The organism is Aequorivita viscosa, assembly GCF_900106795.1.
GTDB classification, from domain to species: Bacteria; Bacteroidota; Bacteroidia; order Flavobacteriales; family Flavobacteriaceae; genus Aequorivita; species Aequorivita viscosa.
On record NZ_FNNS01000006.1, the window covers coordinates 49,313 to 65,310 of the forward strand.

Below are 15,998 nucleotides of genomic sequence, written 5' to 3' on the forward strand. Positions count from 1 at the left end.
TTGCGGGCTAAAAATTTCAATTTGAAATGAACAATCCCTTATTACAACCATACAATACCGCCCCATTTTCTAAAATTGAAAACAAACATTTCCTTCCCGCAATCAGCCAATTGATTGAAGACACCAAGAAAGAAATAGATGCAATAACTTCAAATTCTGAAGCTGCTACTTTCAAAAACACGGTGGAAGCATTAGAGAATAGTGGAGAACGACTCGATAGGGCAACTAGCATTTTCTTCAATTTAAACAGCGCTGAAACAAATGATGAAATTCAGAAAATAGCACAGGAAATCTCTCCTATGCTCACTGAGTTTAATAATGACATTTTGTTGAATTCAACGTTATTCGAAAAAATAAAATCTGTTTACAAGCAAAAAGACACTCTAAACCTTTCTGACGAACAGCAGATGTTACTTGAAAAAAAATACAAGTCATTTTCAAGAAATGGTGCTAACCTTTCAAACGAAAAGAAGATTGAACTTCGTAAAATAGACACAGAACTATCAAAGTTAAAACTTACTTTCGGCGAAAACGTTTTGGCAGAAACCAATAAATTTGAACTTCATATTACCGACGAAAGCGACCTTTCCGGCTTACCTGAAGGCACTATTGAAGCAGCTTCACAAACGGCAGCAGAAAAAGGAAAACAAGGCTGGATTTTCACATTAGATCACCCGAGTTATGTTCCATTTTTAACGTATGCCGACAATCGTGAACTCCGAAAAAAAATGGCTATTGCTTTTGGTGCCAAAGGCTTTAACAATGACGAGTTAGACAATCAACAAAACGTACTTCAGATTGTAAAACTTAGACATAGACGTGCCAAACTACTTGGTTACAAAAGTCACGCTCATTTTGTACTTGAAGAGCGAATGGCAAAAACCCCTGAAAAAGTAGAGTCGTTTTTATACGAATTACTAGAAAAAGCCAAGCCGGCCGCCCAAAAAGAGTTTGCCGAACTAACTGCTTTTGCTAAAAGTCTTGATGGCGTCGACCAACTTGAAAAATGGGATGGTGCTTATTATTCCGAAAAACTAAAACAAAAACGTTTCGACCTTGATGATGAAAAGCTAAAGCCGTATTTCGAACTTAAAAATGTAATTAATGGAGTTTTCACGGTTGCTAAAAAACTTTATGGCCTTCATTTTGAAGAGGTGAATAACATCGATAAATACCACGCCGATGTAAAAACTTATGAGGTAAAAGATGACGAAGGCGAATTAGTTGCCATTTTTTATGCAGACTTTCACCCACGTGCTGGCAAACGAAACGGCGCCTGGATGACTTCGTATAAACCTCAACGAAAAATAGAATTACCCTCTATAATAGAAGTAAATGAGGCTATAGACTCAGACAACAAAAAGGTTGGAATTGTAAACGATCGACCTCATATTTCAATTGTATGTAATTTTACAAAACCCACAGCAAGCAAGCCTTCCCTTTTAACTTTTAATGAAGTAACAACCCTTTTTCACGAATTTGGGCACGCGCTACACGGTATGCTGGCAAATACCAACTACGCAAGCCTTTCAGGAACGAGTGTTTATTGGGATTTTGTAGAATTGCCTAGTCAGATTTTAGAAAACTGGTGTTACGAAAAAGAAACCTTAGAACTCTTCGCTACACACTACAAAACTGGCGAGGTAATCCCGATGGAGTATATTGATAAAATAAAGGAGTCTGCCACCTTTTTAGAAGGCATGGCAACAATGCGGCAACTAAGCTTTGGAATGCTAGATATGGCTTGGCATGGCGCTTCAGGAGCATCTAAAAACTTTGAGACTGGAGTTAATGTAAAAGAATTTGAGACTAATGTTTTTAGTGGTACTCAGCTTTACCCAGACATTAAAGGGAATTGCATGAGTACTTCATTTTCACATATTTTTCAAGGAGGATACTCGGCAGGTTATTACAGCTACAAATGGGCTGAAGTATTGGATGCCGATGCATTCGCCTACTTTCAACAAGAAGGAATTTTCAATAAAGAAGTCGCAGACAAATTCAAAAATTTCGTACTATCACAAGGCGGTACCATAGACCCGATGAAGCTTTATATTAAGTTCCGTGGACAAAAACCAGATCCCGAAGCACTTTTAAAAAGAGCTGGTTTGTTATAGAACCCATAAGAAATCCTATTCAATATTCGAATAAATTAACTTTAATAATGAAAAAAACCGTCTCGAAAGACGGTTTTGGCTTTATAATACAATTGTTAATTACTTTTTAGTGCCAAAGTTTTTGAACACTTTATTGTTTTTATCAACGCTAAACCTATAGCCTTTCTTTAATAATGATTGCGCAGATGTTCCGCTGCCTCTTGGCGCAGGAGCTCCGTCAATATTAAACTTCATTACTGAAAACAAATTTGTGTTACCGCTTTCATCTGCCGGTGTTAAAACGCCAGCGAATGGATTTGTTCCTTCTGTTGTGGCAATAAGCTCCCCGCCATAATAAACGAGCACTGTATAATTTGTGTTTGGAACTATGTCGCAGTTAGACCATAAATCTACCAAAACTTCATATTCACCGTACGGAATGGTAACATTTGGGCTATCATCATAATAAATATTCTCATTATTAATTTCGTCAATATTACAAGCGGCATTACTATCAACATCTAGCTGACCTCCTGTTGCTGAAGTGGAGTTTGCAAAGTAAATTTCTTCACCGTTAGGATCAATCAAATGTAAATCAACGTCATTAAATTTATCCCAAGAAAGACTTACTTGTAAAATTCCAGTTCCAGCATCCATTAAATTCACTGTCATATCGTGAGAAACACTGTAATTTCCTTGACCATCGCTTACCATAAAAGAAAGACTAAAGGTATCCGAAAGATCTTGTCCAATTAATAAACGCATTTCAGCCGTGGATTCCCCATCACCGTTAATAGACATTGGCATTGTAAAATATCCTGGTTGGTTTTTAACCCCGACTACTACTTGCGTTGCATTTGCACTACCTCTAAGGTTGATAAAATTACTTCCACCAGCCAAAATTGTAGAATTACCCGTGACACTTAAAATTTCTAACGATTGAGAATTGCTTGAAGGCATTGGTCTTCCGTAAAATTCACCACTTTCAATGTTGAAATAGCCATCTTCAAATTCTGCTCTATTAATAAGGTCTTCCTCTGGCGGATTCTCATTATCCTTACTACAAGATGTAATAAGAGCTCCCATAAATAAAAATAGTACGATGTATTTTCCAAAACGGGAAAAGTTTCGATTGTTGTTTTTCATTTTGTTCAAATTTTAGATTAATTAGTTGTTTTCTATCTGCTAAAGATAAAAAATATATTAACATATTATTTGGTTTTGAATGTTAAATTCATTTCTTGTCAATTGAGAATGTAGCCATTACAGACATAATAACTTCATTAATCCCTATTCATAAGGCTATATCACGGCAAATGAAATTGAATTGAGACATCAAAGATTGAAAGGAAAGTTGAAAACTTCATCTAAAAAAATAAAGGTTGAAGGTTTCTTATAAAACAATTTCCGCCCACTTTTATTATTTCCGAAAATTTCGAAAATTGCAAAAGCAGGCGGAAGCCTATAATATTGTAAAGGGTAGAATTTATATTTTAATTCAAAATAAATTTCTTAGTCATTGTATGGTTATTTTCAAGTACAAAATGCGCTATATAAAAGCCATTTGCAAATTGATTTAGCTCTAAGCTTCCCTTTTCATTGTTTACTTCAGAAGAAATTATACGTTGTCCTGCAACATTGTAAATCGTAATTTCCTGAACAACAGAAGATGTGTTGTTTAAATGATAGTTCAACGCTTTGTCTTTTACAAATACGCTCATTGCAGCTTGAGAATAATCATCTACCCCAAGTGTCTGTGGTTTAGCTGCTTCAATAAGAAACTCTAATCCTAATTTCGCGAATTTTACAGCGTGTTCTGGAGTATTAAAAAAAGAATAAACATCGCCCGGAGTATGAATCATAGGATTGTCCTGCCCCATAGCAGCTTCAAATGGGAAAGCTGCATCATACCCGTACTCTGCCCAGCTTGCGTGATCTGAACAACCATAACCACATTCGGTATAATTATAGGTAAATTCGTGATCGCCTGAAGCATTGTAATGATCCATTAAGGCAACAAGATAATTGTTTAAACTAGTGCTGTTATACCAGTCGGTAGTAATATAAATATCGTCATTAGAGCCGTTATAGCCCGTCATATCAAATTGTACATAAGCAACAACATTTACATTATTATCGGCATAACTACTAGCAATTTCATCAGATCCCACTAGACCTATTTCTTCGGCTGCATATGCCATTACTTCGATAGTTCTATTTGGAACAAATTCTTTTTCCAATAAAACACGCACCATTTCGTTCAAAGAAGCAATTCCCGAAGCATTGTCGTCGGCACCAGGAGCATCATCCCTATTCCAAGTTGTTGAATCGATATGACCTCCAATTATTACAAACTCATCTGGAGTATTGGCGCCATCGATAGTTAAAATTACAGATGGCATTGGGGTGTTTACGTGATCCACAATTCGTGTACGCACATCGGTTCTTCCAGATGCTGCAATCATTAAGTCCCATTTTGCTTGTTGATCTAACACAGATTGCTCTGCTTGTGGCTTGGTGTGAAACCGCGTTCCATAACCTTGAAGGTTCAATATGTCGTTTTCAATATTAGTTCCATCTACAAGATCTAAGCATTGGTTCACAAAAGCATCTTCTGTTATTGTATAATCTATTGTTGTACCTCTACGAACAACAGGGTTTAATGCCGCTAAAGCCTTTTCTTCGGAAGCGCGAAAAATATAACCCGGCCCGTGAGTAATAACATTGTCATGAATGTGATGTGTAACTTCTTCAGATAATAATACTGCAGCCTGAGTATCGGTTGTTGCCAAAATCTCCATCTCATCAGGATAAAGCGCTTTAAAAGACACTGCATCAGCGGCATCCATAGTTGCATAAATTGCTGCCGTGCTTTGCGCAAACAAGCCAATTGGCAATAGTAGAAATAATAATATTCCAGTAGTGAGTTTTTTCATTGTCGTATATATAGTGTTGGATTGGTAAAAATAAAATTTCTGACGAACTTCTCGCTATATCGATTCAGTTTATTTATTCTCATTCCAATGGTTTCAAGTTAAATAAATCCATATTTCATATTTGTATTGGAAACTTCTCTTATTTTTGGAAGTGGCTAAAAACTATATTGATTTTGGAAACTCTCAATCCCGAAAAATGGGTCGATAATTACGCAGATTATCTTTACAACTATACTATTGTAAGGGTAAACGACCCAATTGCAACCCAAGATCTTATTTCAGAAACTTTTTTGGCAGGTTTAAAAGCGCAGAAAAATTTTAAAGGTGAAGCTACAGAACGCACTTGGCTTATTTCAATTTTAAAGCGCAAAATTATTGATCATTATCGTAAAAGCAACTCCACCAAAGGTAAGGCCGAAATCAAAATTTCATACCACAATCCCGATTCTGAAGGAGATTGGTTAGAAGAAAATGCTGCCGATCCATTTGACAAAACTGCAGAAGATCAAATAGAAAATGAAGAATTGCGCCTCGCCATTTTAGAATGTTTGGAAACTTTAGACACAAGGCAAGCTGAAATATTTAAAATGAAGACTATTGATGAAATTGATACTGACGTAATTTGTAAAGAATTTAATATCACTCCGTCTAATCTGTGGGTAATAATCCACAGAGCTCGAAAATCCTTGATGGAATGCTTAGAAAAAAATTGGCTCAACTAATTCGATACTATGAAGTTTTTATTAAAATGCGGCGAGACTGCAGAAGTTTGTGACAAATGTCAGTACGAGGAAGCTAGTTTCTTTGAAAAGCTTACAATGAAACTTCATCTTATAATGTGCAAATGCTGCCGAAATTATTCTGCAAATAACAACAAGCTAACTAATTCTATAAAAACAGCGGATATAAAAACTTTTTCGGCAAAGGATAAAGAACTTTTAAAAGCAAAATTAAATCAGGAAATGCGTACGACACCAAAATCATAACGCTGCCAAAAATATATAAATCCCCCACCACAGAATTGGTAACCCTTCTATCCAAAACGAAGCAAAATATCGGTTTTGATACGGTTTTGAAATAATTAGCATTGCTCCTAACAGCACCGAAAAAAGCAAAAGACTTATTAAATAAGCTCCATCGGTAGATAATTTAAAAAATTCAAAAACCAAACAGATTAATAAAATTCCCTCTCCCAACATTTTAGTTCCCCAGACACCTATTTGCTGTGGCAAGGTTTTTAGGTTAAGCGAATCATAAGGTACGTCGCGAATTTCGAAAGGAAGCATTAAAACCACAACAATCAATATTCTTTGAATAAATGTTAGCAAAACATCAACTGAAACTTCACCCACAGCAACCTTTACTGGCACAATTACCGTAATTCCAGCCCATACAAAGGCAACAATAAAAATTTTAATTCCGGTAAAGCTTCGCAAATTCTTATGCCGAATGAGCGGCACTGCATAAAAAAAGGTAGGAATTCCAAAGGCTAGCGCAATTAACATTAAATCCCAAGGAAGGTAAAAAATATTATAAAGCAATGCAAGAAAGCTAAGCCCCGAAAATATCTGAATAGTTTTTAAGGAATTTGTTAAATGTCGGTGATGCAATCCAGCAATTTTGGCATATTTCACAAAATTGTAGCCAGTAACGGCTCCAAAAAACACAAACATCCAAAGAGCTTTGGGAACAGACAAATTGTATTCCAACACGGTAATTTCCGTTAATGCTACAACGGCTAAAGCTACATGAATACTGCTATTAATGTAAAAGGCTAAAATCCATTTGGAAATTTTCATTACACCAAAAATAAAGAAAGCCTTATTACGCTGATCACTTAGTTTATAAAAAATATTTTGGGCGTTTAATCACTACCCATTTCGGGTTAAAAATTGTAAATTTGCCACCTTAATTTCAATCCTATTTTGATGAATACAGATTCCTTTGCTTTAAGACATATTGGTCCACGTGAAAGTGACCTTCCCCAAATGTTGGAAACCGTTGGTGCTAGTTCACTCGACCAGCTAATGTACGAGACCGTTCCAGACGATATTCTACTTAAAAAAGCGCTCGATTTAGACACTGCGATGAGCGAACAAGAGTACTTGGAACATATAACCGAGCTCTCCTCAAAAAACAAAGTTTTTAAAACGTATATAGGATTGGGGTATCACCAATCTAATCTTCCACCTGTTATTCAACGTAACATACTTGAAAATCCAGGTTGGTATACCGCTTACACACCATATCAAGCCGAAATTGCACAAGGAAGACTGGAAGCTTTACTAAATTTCCAGACTGCCGTTGCCGATTTAACAGGAATGGAGTTAACGAATGCTTCACTTTTGGATGAATCTACTGCAGCTGCAGAAGCAATGGCACTACTTTTTGCGGTTCGCGAAAAAGAAAAGAAAAAAAGCAACGCATCTAAATTTTTTGTTTCAGAAGAAATCCTACCTCAAACCCTTTCATTGTTACAAACCCGTTCTACGCCTTTAGAAATTGAATTGGTGGTAGGTAATCACGAAGAATTTGATTTTGCAGATGATTTCTTTGGAGCTATTCTTCAATATCCTGGTAAAACCGGAAAAGTTCATAACTACAAAGAATTTATCCAGAAAGCCAACGATTCTCAAATTAAAGTAGCTGTTGCTGCAGATATTTTGAGTTTAGTATTGTTAGAATCTCCTGGAAATTTTGGCGTAGACGTAGTTGTTGGAACCACCCAGCGTTTTGGTATTCCGTTAGGTTATGGAGGACCTCATGCAGCGTTCTTCGCTACCAAAGAAGAATACAAACGAAGCGTTCCTGGAAGAATTATTGGAGTAAGTAAAGACACCGATGGCAACCGTGCGCTACGAATGGCTCTACAAACAAGAGAACAACACATAAAGCGTGACAGAGCTACTTCAAACATCTGTACTGCTCAAGTTTTACTTGCTGTTATGGCAGGGATGTACGCTGTTTATCACGGGCCAGAAGGTTTAAAATATATTGCAAACAAAGTTCACAGCACTGCAGTAACGCTTTCCAATAGCTTGGAAAAATTAGGCTTCGAACAAGTTAACGATACCTTTTTCGACACAATAGCTATAAAAACTGACGCCACAAAAATCAAGTTCTTGGCAGAAGCTAAAGAAGTGAACTTTTATTACCCAGACAGCGGAACAGTTTCTATTGCTTTAAATGAAGCAACGACAATAAAAGACCTGAACAAAATTTTAGCAATCTTTTCAGAAGCTGTTAAAAAAGACTTTCAAAAGATAACCGAATTGGATAGCGAAAATCGTATTCCAGAAGAAGTTGCACGTAAAACAGAATTTTTACAACAAGACGTTTTTAATAGCTACCACAGTGAAACCGACTTAATGCGTTACATTAAGAAATTGGAGCGCAAAGATCTTTCATTAACGCATTCTATGATTTCATTAGGTTCTTGTACTATGAAACTGAATGCCGCAGCCGAAATGCTTCCTTTAAGCGATCCAATGTGGGGCAATATGCACCCTTTCGTACCAGTAGAACAAGCAGAAGGCTACCAAATAGTTTTGAAAAAGCTTGAAAAACAACTTACCGAAATTACAGGATTTGCAGCTACTTCCCTTCAACCAAATAGTGGTGCACAAGGTGAATTTGCTGGCTTGATGGTAATTCGAGCCTATCATGAATCAAGAGGAGAAGCACACCGGAATATTTGTTTAATTCCAGCATCAGCCCACGGAACCAATCCTGCAAGTGCCGTTATGGCTGGAATGAAAGTAGTTGTTACAAAATCGACTGCCGAAGGAAATATCGATGTTGACGACCTTCGTGAAAAAGCACTTAAACACAAAGACAATTTATCTTGTTTGATGGTTACCTATCCATCAACACATGGCGTTTACGAATCTGCAATTCGCGAAATCACAAGTATAATTCACGAAAATGGCGGACAAGTTTATATGGATGGCGCCAATATGAATGCGCAAGTTGGTTTAACAAATCCAGGCGCTATTGGAGCCGATGTTTGCCATTTAAATCTACATAAAACCTTCGCAATACCACACGGTGGTGGAGGCCCAGGGGTTGGTCCAATTTGTGTTGCCAAACAATTGGCTCCTTTCCTACCATCAAATCCTATTATAAAAACAGGTGGCGAACAAGCTATTACTGCTATTTCTAGCGCACCTTACGGAAGTTCGTTAGTTTGCCTTATTAGCTATGCTTACATCTGTATGCTAGGCGTAAATGGATTGAAAAAAGCGACTCAATATGCCATTCTCAATGCCAACTACATCAAAGAACGCCTAAACGGACATTACGAAGTTCTTTATGCAGGAGAACGAGGCCGTGCAGCTCACGAAATGATTGTAGATTGCAGACCTTTTAAAGAAAAAGGAATTGAAGTTACCGATATCGCAAAACGATTAATAGACTACGGTTTCCACGCACCAACAGTCTCCTTTCCAATTGCAGGGACTTTGATGATAGAACCTACGGAAAGTGAAAGTAAAACCTCACTTGATCAATTTTGTGATGCAATGATTTCAATCCGAAAGGAAATTGAAGAAGCAGATAAAGATCATCCAAACAACGTTTTGAAAAACTCGCCACATACATTACAAATGCTTACTGCCGATAATTGGGAATATCCATATACAAGGCAGGAAGCAGCTTTCCCAATGGATTACATTGCGGATAACAAATTTTGGCCATCGGTAAGACGAGTTGATGATGCTTATGGAGATAGAAATTTAATTTGTACTTGCGATCCAATTGAAAGCTATATGGATGCTTAATTGTGTTGTGAGTTGTAACCAAAAGTCATAATAACCGAAAATTGAATTTCAAAAACTGATTTCTGTTCACTGCTTACTCATTTACTTGACACTAAATATTAGTTAACAAAAATTCCGTATTTTTAATAAAATTTCCCGTATGAATATAAAAATAACAGGAATAGGCAGTTACATCCCTAATACCATTGCCAAGAATGAAGCGTTCGGTTCTCACGAATTTTATAACTCAGACGGCACGCCTTTTGGGCAAGAAAATGAGACTATAATTGAAAAGTTTAAAGCAATTACAGGAATTTCGGAACGAAGATATATTCCTAAAGAGCACAGCACTTCAGACATAGCAACTTTTGCCGCTGAAAAAGCAATTATTAATGCTGGAATAGATAAGGAAGAGCTTGACTATATTATCGTCGCTCATAATTATGGCGATATAAAACACGATTCGGCTCAAAGCGACACAGTACCGAGTATTGCCACACGCGTTAAACATAATCTAAAAATCAATAAACCCACTTGCGTGGGATATGACATGCTTTTTGGCTGTCCAGGATGGATTGAGAGCATGATTCAAGCCAATGCTTTTATAAAATCTGGGATAGCCAAAAAGTGCTTAGTCATTGGCGCCGAAGCACTTTCACGCGTAATAGATCCGCACGATCGCGACTCCATGATTTATAGCGATGGTGCTGGAGCAGCAATAGTCGAGGCAACAGACGAAGAAGGTGGAATTCTATCACACTTCAGTGCAACCTACGCTTTTGAAGAAGCCCATTTTATCTTTTTTGGCGAAAGCAATAATTTAGAAAAGAAAGATAATCGACGTTATATTAAAATGTACGGCAGAAAGATTTATGAGTTTGCTTTAAACCACGTTCCCGACGCCATGAAAACTTGTTTGGAGCAAAGCGGCCAAGAAATTGATGATGTAAAAATGATTTTCATACATCAAGCCAACGAGAAAATGGACGAAGCTATCATAAACCGTTTCTACAAGCTTTTTGACAAACCTACACCAAACAACATCATGCCTATGAGCATAAACAAACTAGGAAACAGCAGCGTGGCTACCGTTCCTACTTTGTACGACATGGTTCTAAATGGCAAAATTGAAGGATATTCAGTAAAAAAAGGTGACGTTGTTATTTTCGCGAGCGTTGGAGCCGGAATGAATATTAATTCAATAGTCTATAAAATGTAAAGTTTTTGTTATATTTAATAAAATTTTGCACTCATGAAGATTATTACTTTCCTTTTTATTTTAATGTCAATCTCTTGCTTCTCTCAAATAGAAGAAAATTTGTTGGTGCATTATAAATTTGATGGGAGCACGCTTGACGAAACTGAAAACGGTTTTGATGGCACTGCAAACAACATCACTTACACTGCCGATCGTTTCGGAAATGAAAATTCCGCCGCCTATTTTAACGGAGTAAACAGCTTTATAGATTTACCAAACCTTGTGGAACTTAAACCACAATTACCCGTTACATTTGCATTTTGGATTGAGTACGACAGCAGCGACTACCAGGACAGAGCGGTTTTCAACACTTCTTTTGAAGATGACGTTAGTTCTGGCATATACTTTAACACACAAATTGCCACTGGCAATTATGCTGTAAACTTTGGTGATGGCTCACCTTTCTATAATCCAACTTCTCGCAGATCATATACAAGCAACCATACTATTGAAAATCATAAATGGGTTCACGTTACAGTAATTGTAAAAACCGCTTTGGATATGGATATATACATCGATTGCAAGGAAGATGGCGGAACTTATTCTGGAGAAGGAGATGATATATTTTATTCATTAACCCCAGGGAGCATTGGACGAAATGACAGAAACTTAAATGTTCCAGCACATTATTTTAAAGGATCAATTGATGATTTTAGATATTGGGACAGAGCTTTAAGTGAAGATGAAGTCGTTCACAACCTATGTTCTGTACTTCACACTTCAGAGTTTTTGGAAAGTAAATTTCTTGTTTACCCCAACCCAGCACAAAATATTTTAAATGTACAGTCAAATTCCAAAACTGATTTTCATCTTAACATTTTTAATAACGTCGGTAAACTTGTTTTATCAACATACTCAACCAATGAAATCAACATCGGAAATTTATCAAATGGCCTCTATTTTTTACAATTTACTTCAGAAAAAAACACCCAAACAAAAAAATTAATCATAAACAGATAAGTAAGCACATCCTAATCTTTCTAAAAATTCATTAATTGAGTTTAACTAATTTTTTCTTCAAGATAATTTATAACGGTCAAATCAATTTTCTTTTGAGGAATACAATGTATCCGTTTCATAAACTTCTCAAACCATCCATCCAAATCCCTCCATCAGGAATAATTAGTTTAAAAACTGATTCTGGACATATTAAAATTGCCACAAATCAAACAAGTTATCTTACAAAGTTACTATTTTGGGAGGGCTATAAAAGTTTCGAGTATTCTGAAATATTTGAAACGCTTTCAAAAAAAGCAGATTGTTTTTTCGATATTGGTGCAAATATAGGTTACTACTCGCTTCTTGCTTCAAAAGCAAACCCAAGCCTAAAAATTTTTGCTTTCGAACCCGCAACTGGACCGAAGTATTATTTAAAAAAAAATATTTCTTTAAATAATTTAAATAACAGCATTATTCCTGTCGAATATGCACTATCCAAAGAATCCCACGATATTGATTTCTATGAAGTGAAAAGTAGTAAATACGACTATCTGGATAAAAATTTATCAGGAGAACACAATACAGGTACAAAAACGAAAACAAGGAATTTTGTAAAAACCACGGTTAAGGCAATAAGCTTAGTCAATTTCATAAAAGACAAAAACATACAAAAAATCGATTTAATAAAAATTGATACTGAAGGAACAGAAGTCGAAATTTTGGAATCGGGAAAGGAATATATTGAGAGGTTTAAACCCATTGTAATCTGTGAAACGCTATTTAATACAACTGAAAATCTATTGACTGATTTTTTCACTAGGATTGGTTACGATTTCTACAATCATTCCAAGAATGGATTAAAAAAGGTTGATACATTATACAGGTTGCAAGATGATGGAATTAGGAATTGTTTTTTTGTGCCAAAAGAGAAAAGTCATTTAATAGCTGAGTTTCTGTCCGAAAATTAATTCATTTGGATTTCCACATCATCATACCTGCCCATAACGAAGGAGCATATTTACTTCAAACGCTTCAATCTTTAGTAGAACAAACTTTTCTTCCGAAGAAAATTACGATAGTAAACGATGGTTCAACTGACGGAACCCAGAGAATAATCGACAGCTTTTCTGAAGAGTATAGTTTCATCAAAGGCATTTATCACAACCTGCCCATCCAGCAGACGGGTTCAGAAGAAGCGCATGCTCCTGGAAGTAAAGTAATCAATGCCTTTTATCGCGGTTTAGAGGCAAATAATGACAATTTCGATATTATTTGCAAGTTTGACGCCGACCTAATTTTCCCAACTAATTATTTAGAAAAAATTGCTACTATTTTTGAAAGTGATCCCAAAATCGGAATGGCCGGAGGTTTTTGTTATATCGAAAAATCTGGGCAATGGGTTTTAGAAAATCTAACCAATAAAGACCACATTCGCGGTGCGCTGAAAGCATATCGAAAAGCTTGTTTTAAAGAAATTGGAGGTTTGAAAAACGCAATGGGCTGGGACACCGTAGACGAACTTCTAGCTCAATATAACGGCTGGAAAATAAAAACGGATACTTCGCTTCACGTAAAACATCTGAAACATACAGGGAAAGTGTATACCAAAGCCGCAAAATTTAAGCAAGGTGAAGCTTTTTACAAATTGCGTTATGGCTTTTGGCTTACCTTTATCGCTTCAGGAAAATTGGCTTCCAGAAAAAGAAGTTTGCGATTTTTTATGGATTGTATGAAAGGATATTACAAGGCAAAAAAAGATAATCTGGAGTTTATGGTTTCAAAAAAAGAAGGCGAGTTTATCAGAAAACTGCGTTGGCAGAATATTTTACGGAAGATTGGGATTTAACTTTTGACGACTTATTCTGTATCAGGCTTGTAACCTATTTGCTTTCTTGGTTTCTCATTATCTTTCTTTTCAATCAGTTCGTCCAAGTAATTAAAGACCAATTCTATATTTTTAGAATGGCTCGTCAGCTTCTTTTTTATTTCTTCGATATCAAGTTTCAAGCTCAAATTATCAATCAAGGCTTCTCGCATTTGCGCAAAAACTTCAATAATCCTAATACTCATTTGTGTAGCTCTTTCTCCTGTCAGCACTTTGGCTAAGTGCAATACACCGTGTTCTGTAAATACGTAAGGCAATGAACCACCTAGGTGTTGTTTGAAAGGTATCGCATTTTGCGATACCATAAAATCTGTTTCTATTTCCGTCAACCTGAACATTATACCCTGTAAAATAATCACGACATTGTATACTCAAATTAATATTAAATGCTGTGGAAACTTTTCTTTATTTCTTTTTGATTGTCCGCAACACATCATAATGCTGTGAATTGTGACATTATAACAACTTTTATATGTAGTCTCAAATAGTAAATACTTTTTTTATTCTGCATTAATCACCGTAATCTGTGGGATATCTTTCACATTCTCAGATTTTTGGTTCCCGCTGATCTCACAGATACTCGCAGACTTTTTTACTTGTATGGCAAAAAGCGGATATACAAATTTCTTTTTACCAGTTCCCGCAATCGGATGTTCTTTACATCATAAAGCTCCACTAAATCCTTATCTAACATAACTTTCTGACCTCTAACCAAAAAAATTTTATTTCTAATCACTTCATTGGGTATAATATCTCAAATTTAACAATCTTCAATTAGACCCCACAATTTCACCATTTACATTTAACGGACAACAATTCACCAATCCTTCCCGCTCCAAACCCTTCTTATTCCTTATTTTTACAAATAAAAATTTCAGTATGAAAATCAAGGTATCTTTCTTTCTATTTGCGTTATCTTTTAGTCTACTTACGTCCTCCTGTATTTCAGTTAAAGTAAGTGAAAACACAGTTACGGCAGCAGAAACATCGGTCAATGTAAAGATGCCCAAAAACATCATCCTACTTATCGGTGATGGCATGGGATTAAGTGAAGTTTCTGCAGCTATTTATTACAAAGATGGCAAACCAAATTTTGAACGATTTTCAACTATAGGACTTAGCAAGACTTCATCAGGATCTGAATTGATAACTGATTCGGCTGCAGGAGCAACGGTTTTCTCGACTGGCGTAAAAACCTATAATGGCGCCATTGGAGTGGATCGCGACACCATTCCAGTACCAACCATTGTGGAGCAACTTTCTAAGGATGGTTATAGCACAGGTATTGTTGCCACATCCTCAATACAACACGCTACTCCTGCCTCTTTTTATGCACACGTAGAGCACAGAAGAATGTACGAGGAAATCACTGAGTTTGCGCCAAATTCTGGAGTTGATTTCTTTGCGGGTGGTGGACTTAAATATTTTAATGACCGAAAAGACAAGCGGGATCTTTTAGAGGATATGCCCGCGGCTGGCTACACCGTCATCACGGATAAGTTGCCAACCACTAATGTAAGAGGAAAGGAACTCATCCTCTTGGCTGAAAATGGCATGCCCAAAATGAGCGAAGGTCGTGGTGATTTTCTACCGGATGCCACCAAACTGGCTTTGGAAAAACTCTCCAAAAATGAAAAAGGTTTTTTCCTGATGGTTGAGGGAAGCCAAATAGATTGGGGCGGCCACGACAACGATGCAGATTATTTGATCGAAGAATTACTGGACTTTGATAAAACCATAGGCGTGGCGTTGGATTTTGCAAAACATAATGGCGAAACCTTAGTAATTGTTACCGCAGATCACGAAACAGGCGGCTTTACATTGGCCGCAGATGGAAAGGATTACAACAAGATTAAACCTGTATTTTCCACCACAGGCCATTCTGGAACAATGGTTCCCGTTTTTGCCGAAGGTCCAGGCGCATTCTTGTTTAATGGTATTTATGAAAGTAATGAGATATATTTTAAAATGATGGAGGCTATAGGAAAATAGCAAAACCTACTCTCAATAAACTTTTTCATTAAAAGCCAACATTCTCATTATAAGTTGATATTATTACAATTTAGAAGTATAAGAAGACTATTTTTGACCTCATCGCTTAGCGTGTTGTTAACTTTTTTTTATCTA

The 15,998-nt window shown here is 36.4% G+C and carries 14 protein-coding genes; 9 read left to right on the forward strand and 5 right to left on the reverse strand.

Annotation, left to right across the window (positions count from 1 at the left end):
* Window positions 1-26: 26 nt before the first annotated feature.
* Window positions 27-2,117: a M3 family metallopeptidase gene (locus BLW28_RS04765; protein WP_073215944.1), complete on the forward strand. Its 2,091-nt coding sequence runs from the start codon at window positions 27-29 to the stop codon at window positions 2,115-2,117.
* A gap of 99 nt (window positions 2,118-2,216) precedes the next feature.
* Here BLW28_RS04765 and BLW28_RS04770 read toward each other — a convergent pair whose 3' ends face one another.
* On the reverse strand, window positions 2,217-3,242 hold the full coding sequence (locus BLW28_RS04770; RefSeq protein ID WP_143036838.1) for a YfaP family protein: 1,026 nt from the start codon (window positions 3,240-3,242) through the stop codon (window positions 2,217-2,219).
* A 347-nt stretch (window positions 3,243-3,589) separates the two neighbouring features.
* Window positions 3,590-5,032, reverse strand: a complete 1,443-nt coding sequence (locus tag BLW28_RS04775; RefSeq protein ID WP_073215932.1) for a M20/M25/M40 family metallo-hydrolase — start codon at window positions 5,030-5,032, stop codon at window positions 3,590-3,592.
* 173 nt (window positions 5,033-5,205) lie between these two features.
* Between BLW28_RS04775 and BLW28_RS04780 the strand changes: the two genes are divergently transcribed.
* Window positions 5,206-5,754, forward strand: a complete 549-nt coding sequence (locus BLW28_RS04780; protein WP_073216074.1) for a sigma-70 family RNA polymerase sigma factor — start codon at window positions 5,206-5,208, stop codon at window positions 5,752-5,754.
* Between the two features lie 9 nt (window positions 5,755-5,763).
* Complete coding sequence (locus BLW28_RS04785; protein WP_073215930.1) at window positions 5,764-6,018, forward strand: hypothetical protein; 255 nt, start codon at window positions 5,764-5,766, stop codon at window positions 6,016-6,018.
* Here the strand turns inward: BLW28_RS04785 and BLW28_RS04790 are convergent.
* Window positions 6,013-6,831: a UbiA prenyltransferase family protein gene (locus BLW28_RS04790; RefSeq protein WP_073215926.1), complete on the reverse strand. Its 819-nt coding sequence runs from the start codon at window positions 6,829-6,831 to the stop codon at window positions 6,013-6,015. The two genes, BLW28_RS04785 and BLW28_RS04790, sit on opposite strands and share 6 nt — an antisense overlap.
* 129 nt (window positions 6,832-6,960) lie before the next feature.
* On the opposite strand from BLW28_RS04790, the gene gcvP reads away from it, so the two are divergent.
* From gcvP to BLW28_RS04815, 5 genes are all read left to right on the forward strand, one after another.
* On the forward strand, window positions 6,961-9,810 hold the full coding sequence (gcvP, locus tag BLW28_RS04795; protein WP_073215923.1) for an aminomethyl-transferring glycine dehydrogenase: 2,850 nt from the start codon (window positions 6,961-6,963) through the stop codon (window positions 9,808-9,810).
* 139 nt (window positions 9,811-9,949) lie between these two features.
* The gene (locus BLW28_RS04800; protein ID WP_073215920.1) at window positions 9,950-11,008 is read left to right on the forward strand and encodes a 3-oxoacyl-ACP synthase III family protein; all 1,059 of its coding nucleotides are present in this window, start codon (window positions 9,950-9,952) and stop codon (window positions 11,006-11,008) included.
* A gap of 33 nt (window positions 11,009-11,041) precedes the next feature.
* Window positions 11,042-12,007, forward strand: a complete 966-nt coding sequence (locus tag BLW28_RS04805; RefSeq protein WP_073215917.1) for a T9SS type A sorting domain-containing protein — start codon at window positions 11,042-11,044, stop codon at window positions 12,005-12,007.
* A gap of 92 nt (window positions 12,008-12,099) precedes the next feature.
* Window positions 12,100-12,954 carry an FkbM family methyltransferase gene (locus tag BLW28_RS04810; RefSeq protein ID WP_143036839.1) on the forward strand — a complete coding sequence of 285 codons (855 nt, stop codon included), beginning with the start codon at window positions 12,100-12,102 and terminating at the stop codon, window positions 12,952-12,954.
* Window positions 12,955-12,959: 5 nt separating this feature from the next.
* The gene (locus tag BLW28_RS04815; RefSeq protein ID WP_073215908.1) at window positions 12,960-13,832 is read left to right on the forward strand and encodes a glycosyltransferase family 2 protein; all 873 of its coding nucleotides are present in this window, start codon (window positions 12,960-12,962) and stop codon (window positions 13,830-13,832) included.
* An 11-nt stretch (window positions 13,833-13,843) separates the two neighbouring features.
* Here the strand turns inward: BLW28_RS04815 and BLW28_RS04820 are convergent, their stop codons facing one another.
* Together BLW28_RS04820 and BLW28_RS16045 are read right to left on the reverse strand one after the other, a co-directional pair.
* Window positions 13,844-14,209 carry an ORF6N domain-containing protein gene (locus BLW28_RS04820; RefSeq protein ID WP_073215905.1) on the reverse strand — a complete coding sequence of 122 codons (366 nt, stop codon included), beginning with the start codon at window positions 14,207-14,209 and terminating at the stop codon, window positions 13,844-13,846.
* A 254-nt stretch (window positions 14,210-14,463) separates the two neighbouring features.
* Complete coding sequence (locus BLW28_RS16045) at window positions 14,464-14,607, reverse strand: ORF6N domain-containing protein (protein ID WP_262481098.1); 144 nt, start codon at window positions 14,605-14,607, stop codon at window positions 14,464-14,466.
* A gap of 143 nt (window positions 14,608-14,750) precedes the next feature.
* Here BLW28_RS16045 and BLW28_RS04830 point away from each other — a divergent pair, with 143 nt between their 5' ends.
* A complete protein-coding gene (locus BLW28_RS04830; protein WP_073215902.1) occupies window positions 14,751-15,863 on the forward strand; it encodes an alkaline phosphatase in 1,113 nt (370 codons plus the stop codon).
* Window positions 15,864-15,998 lie beyond the last annotated feature (135 nt).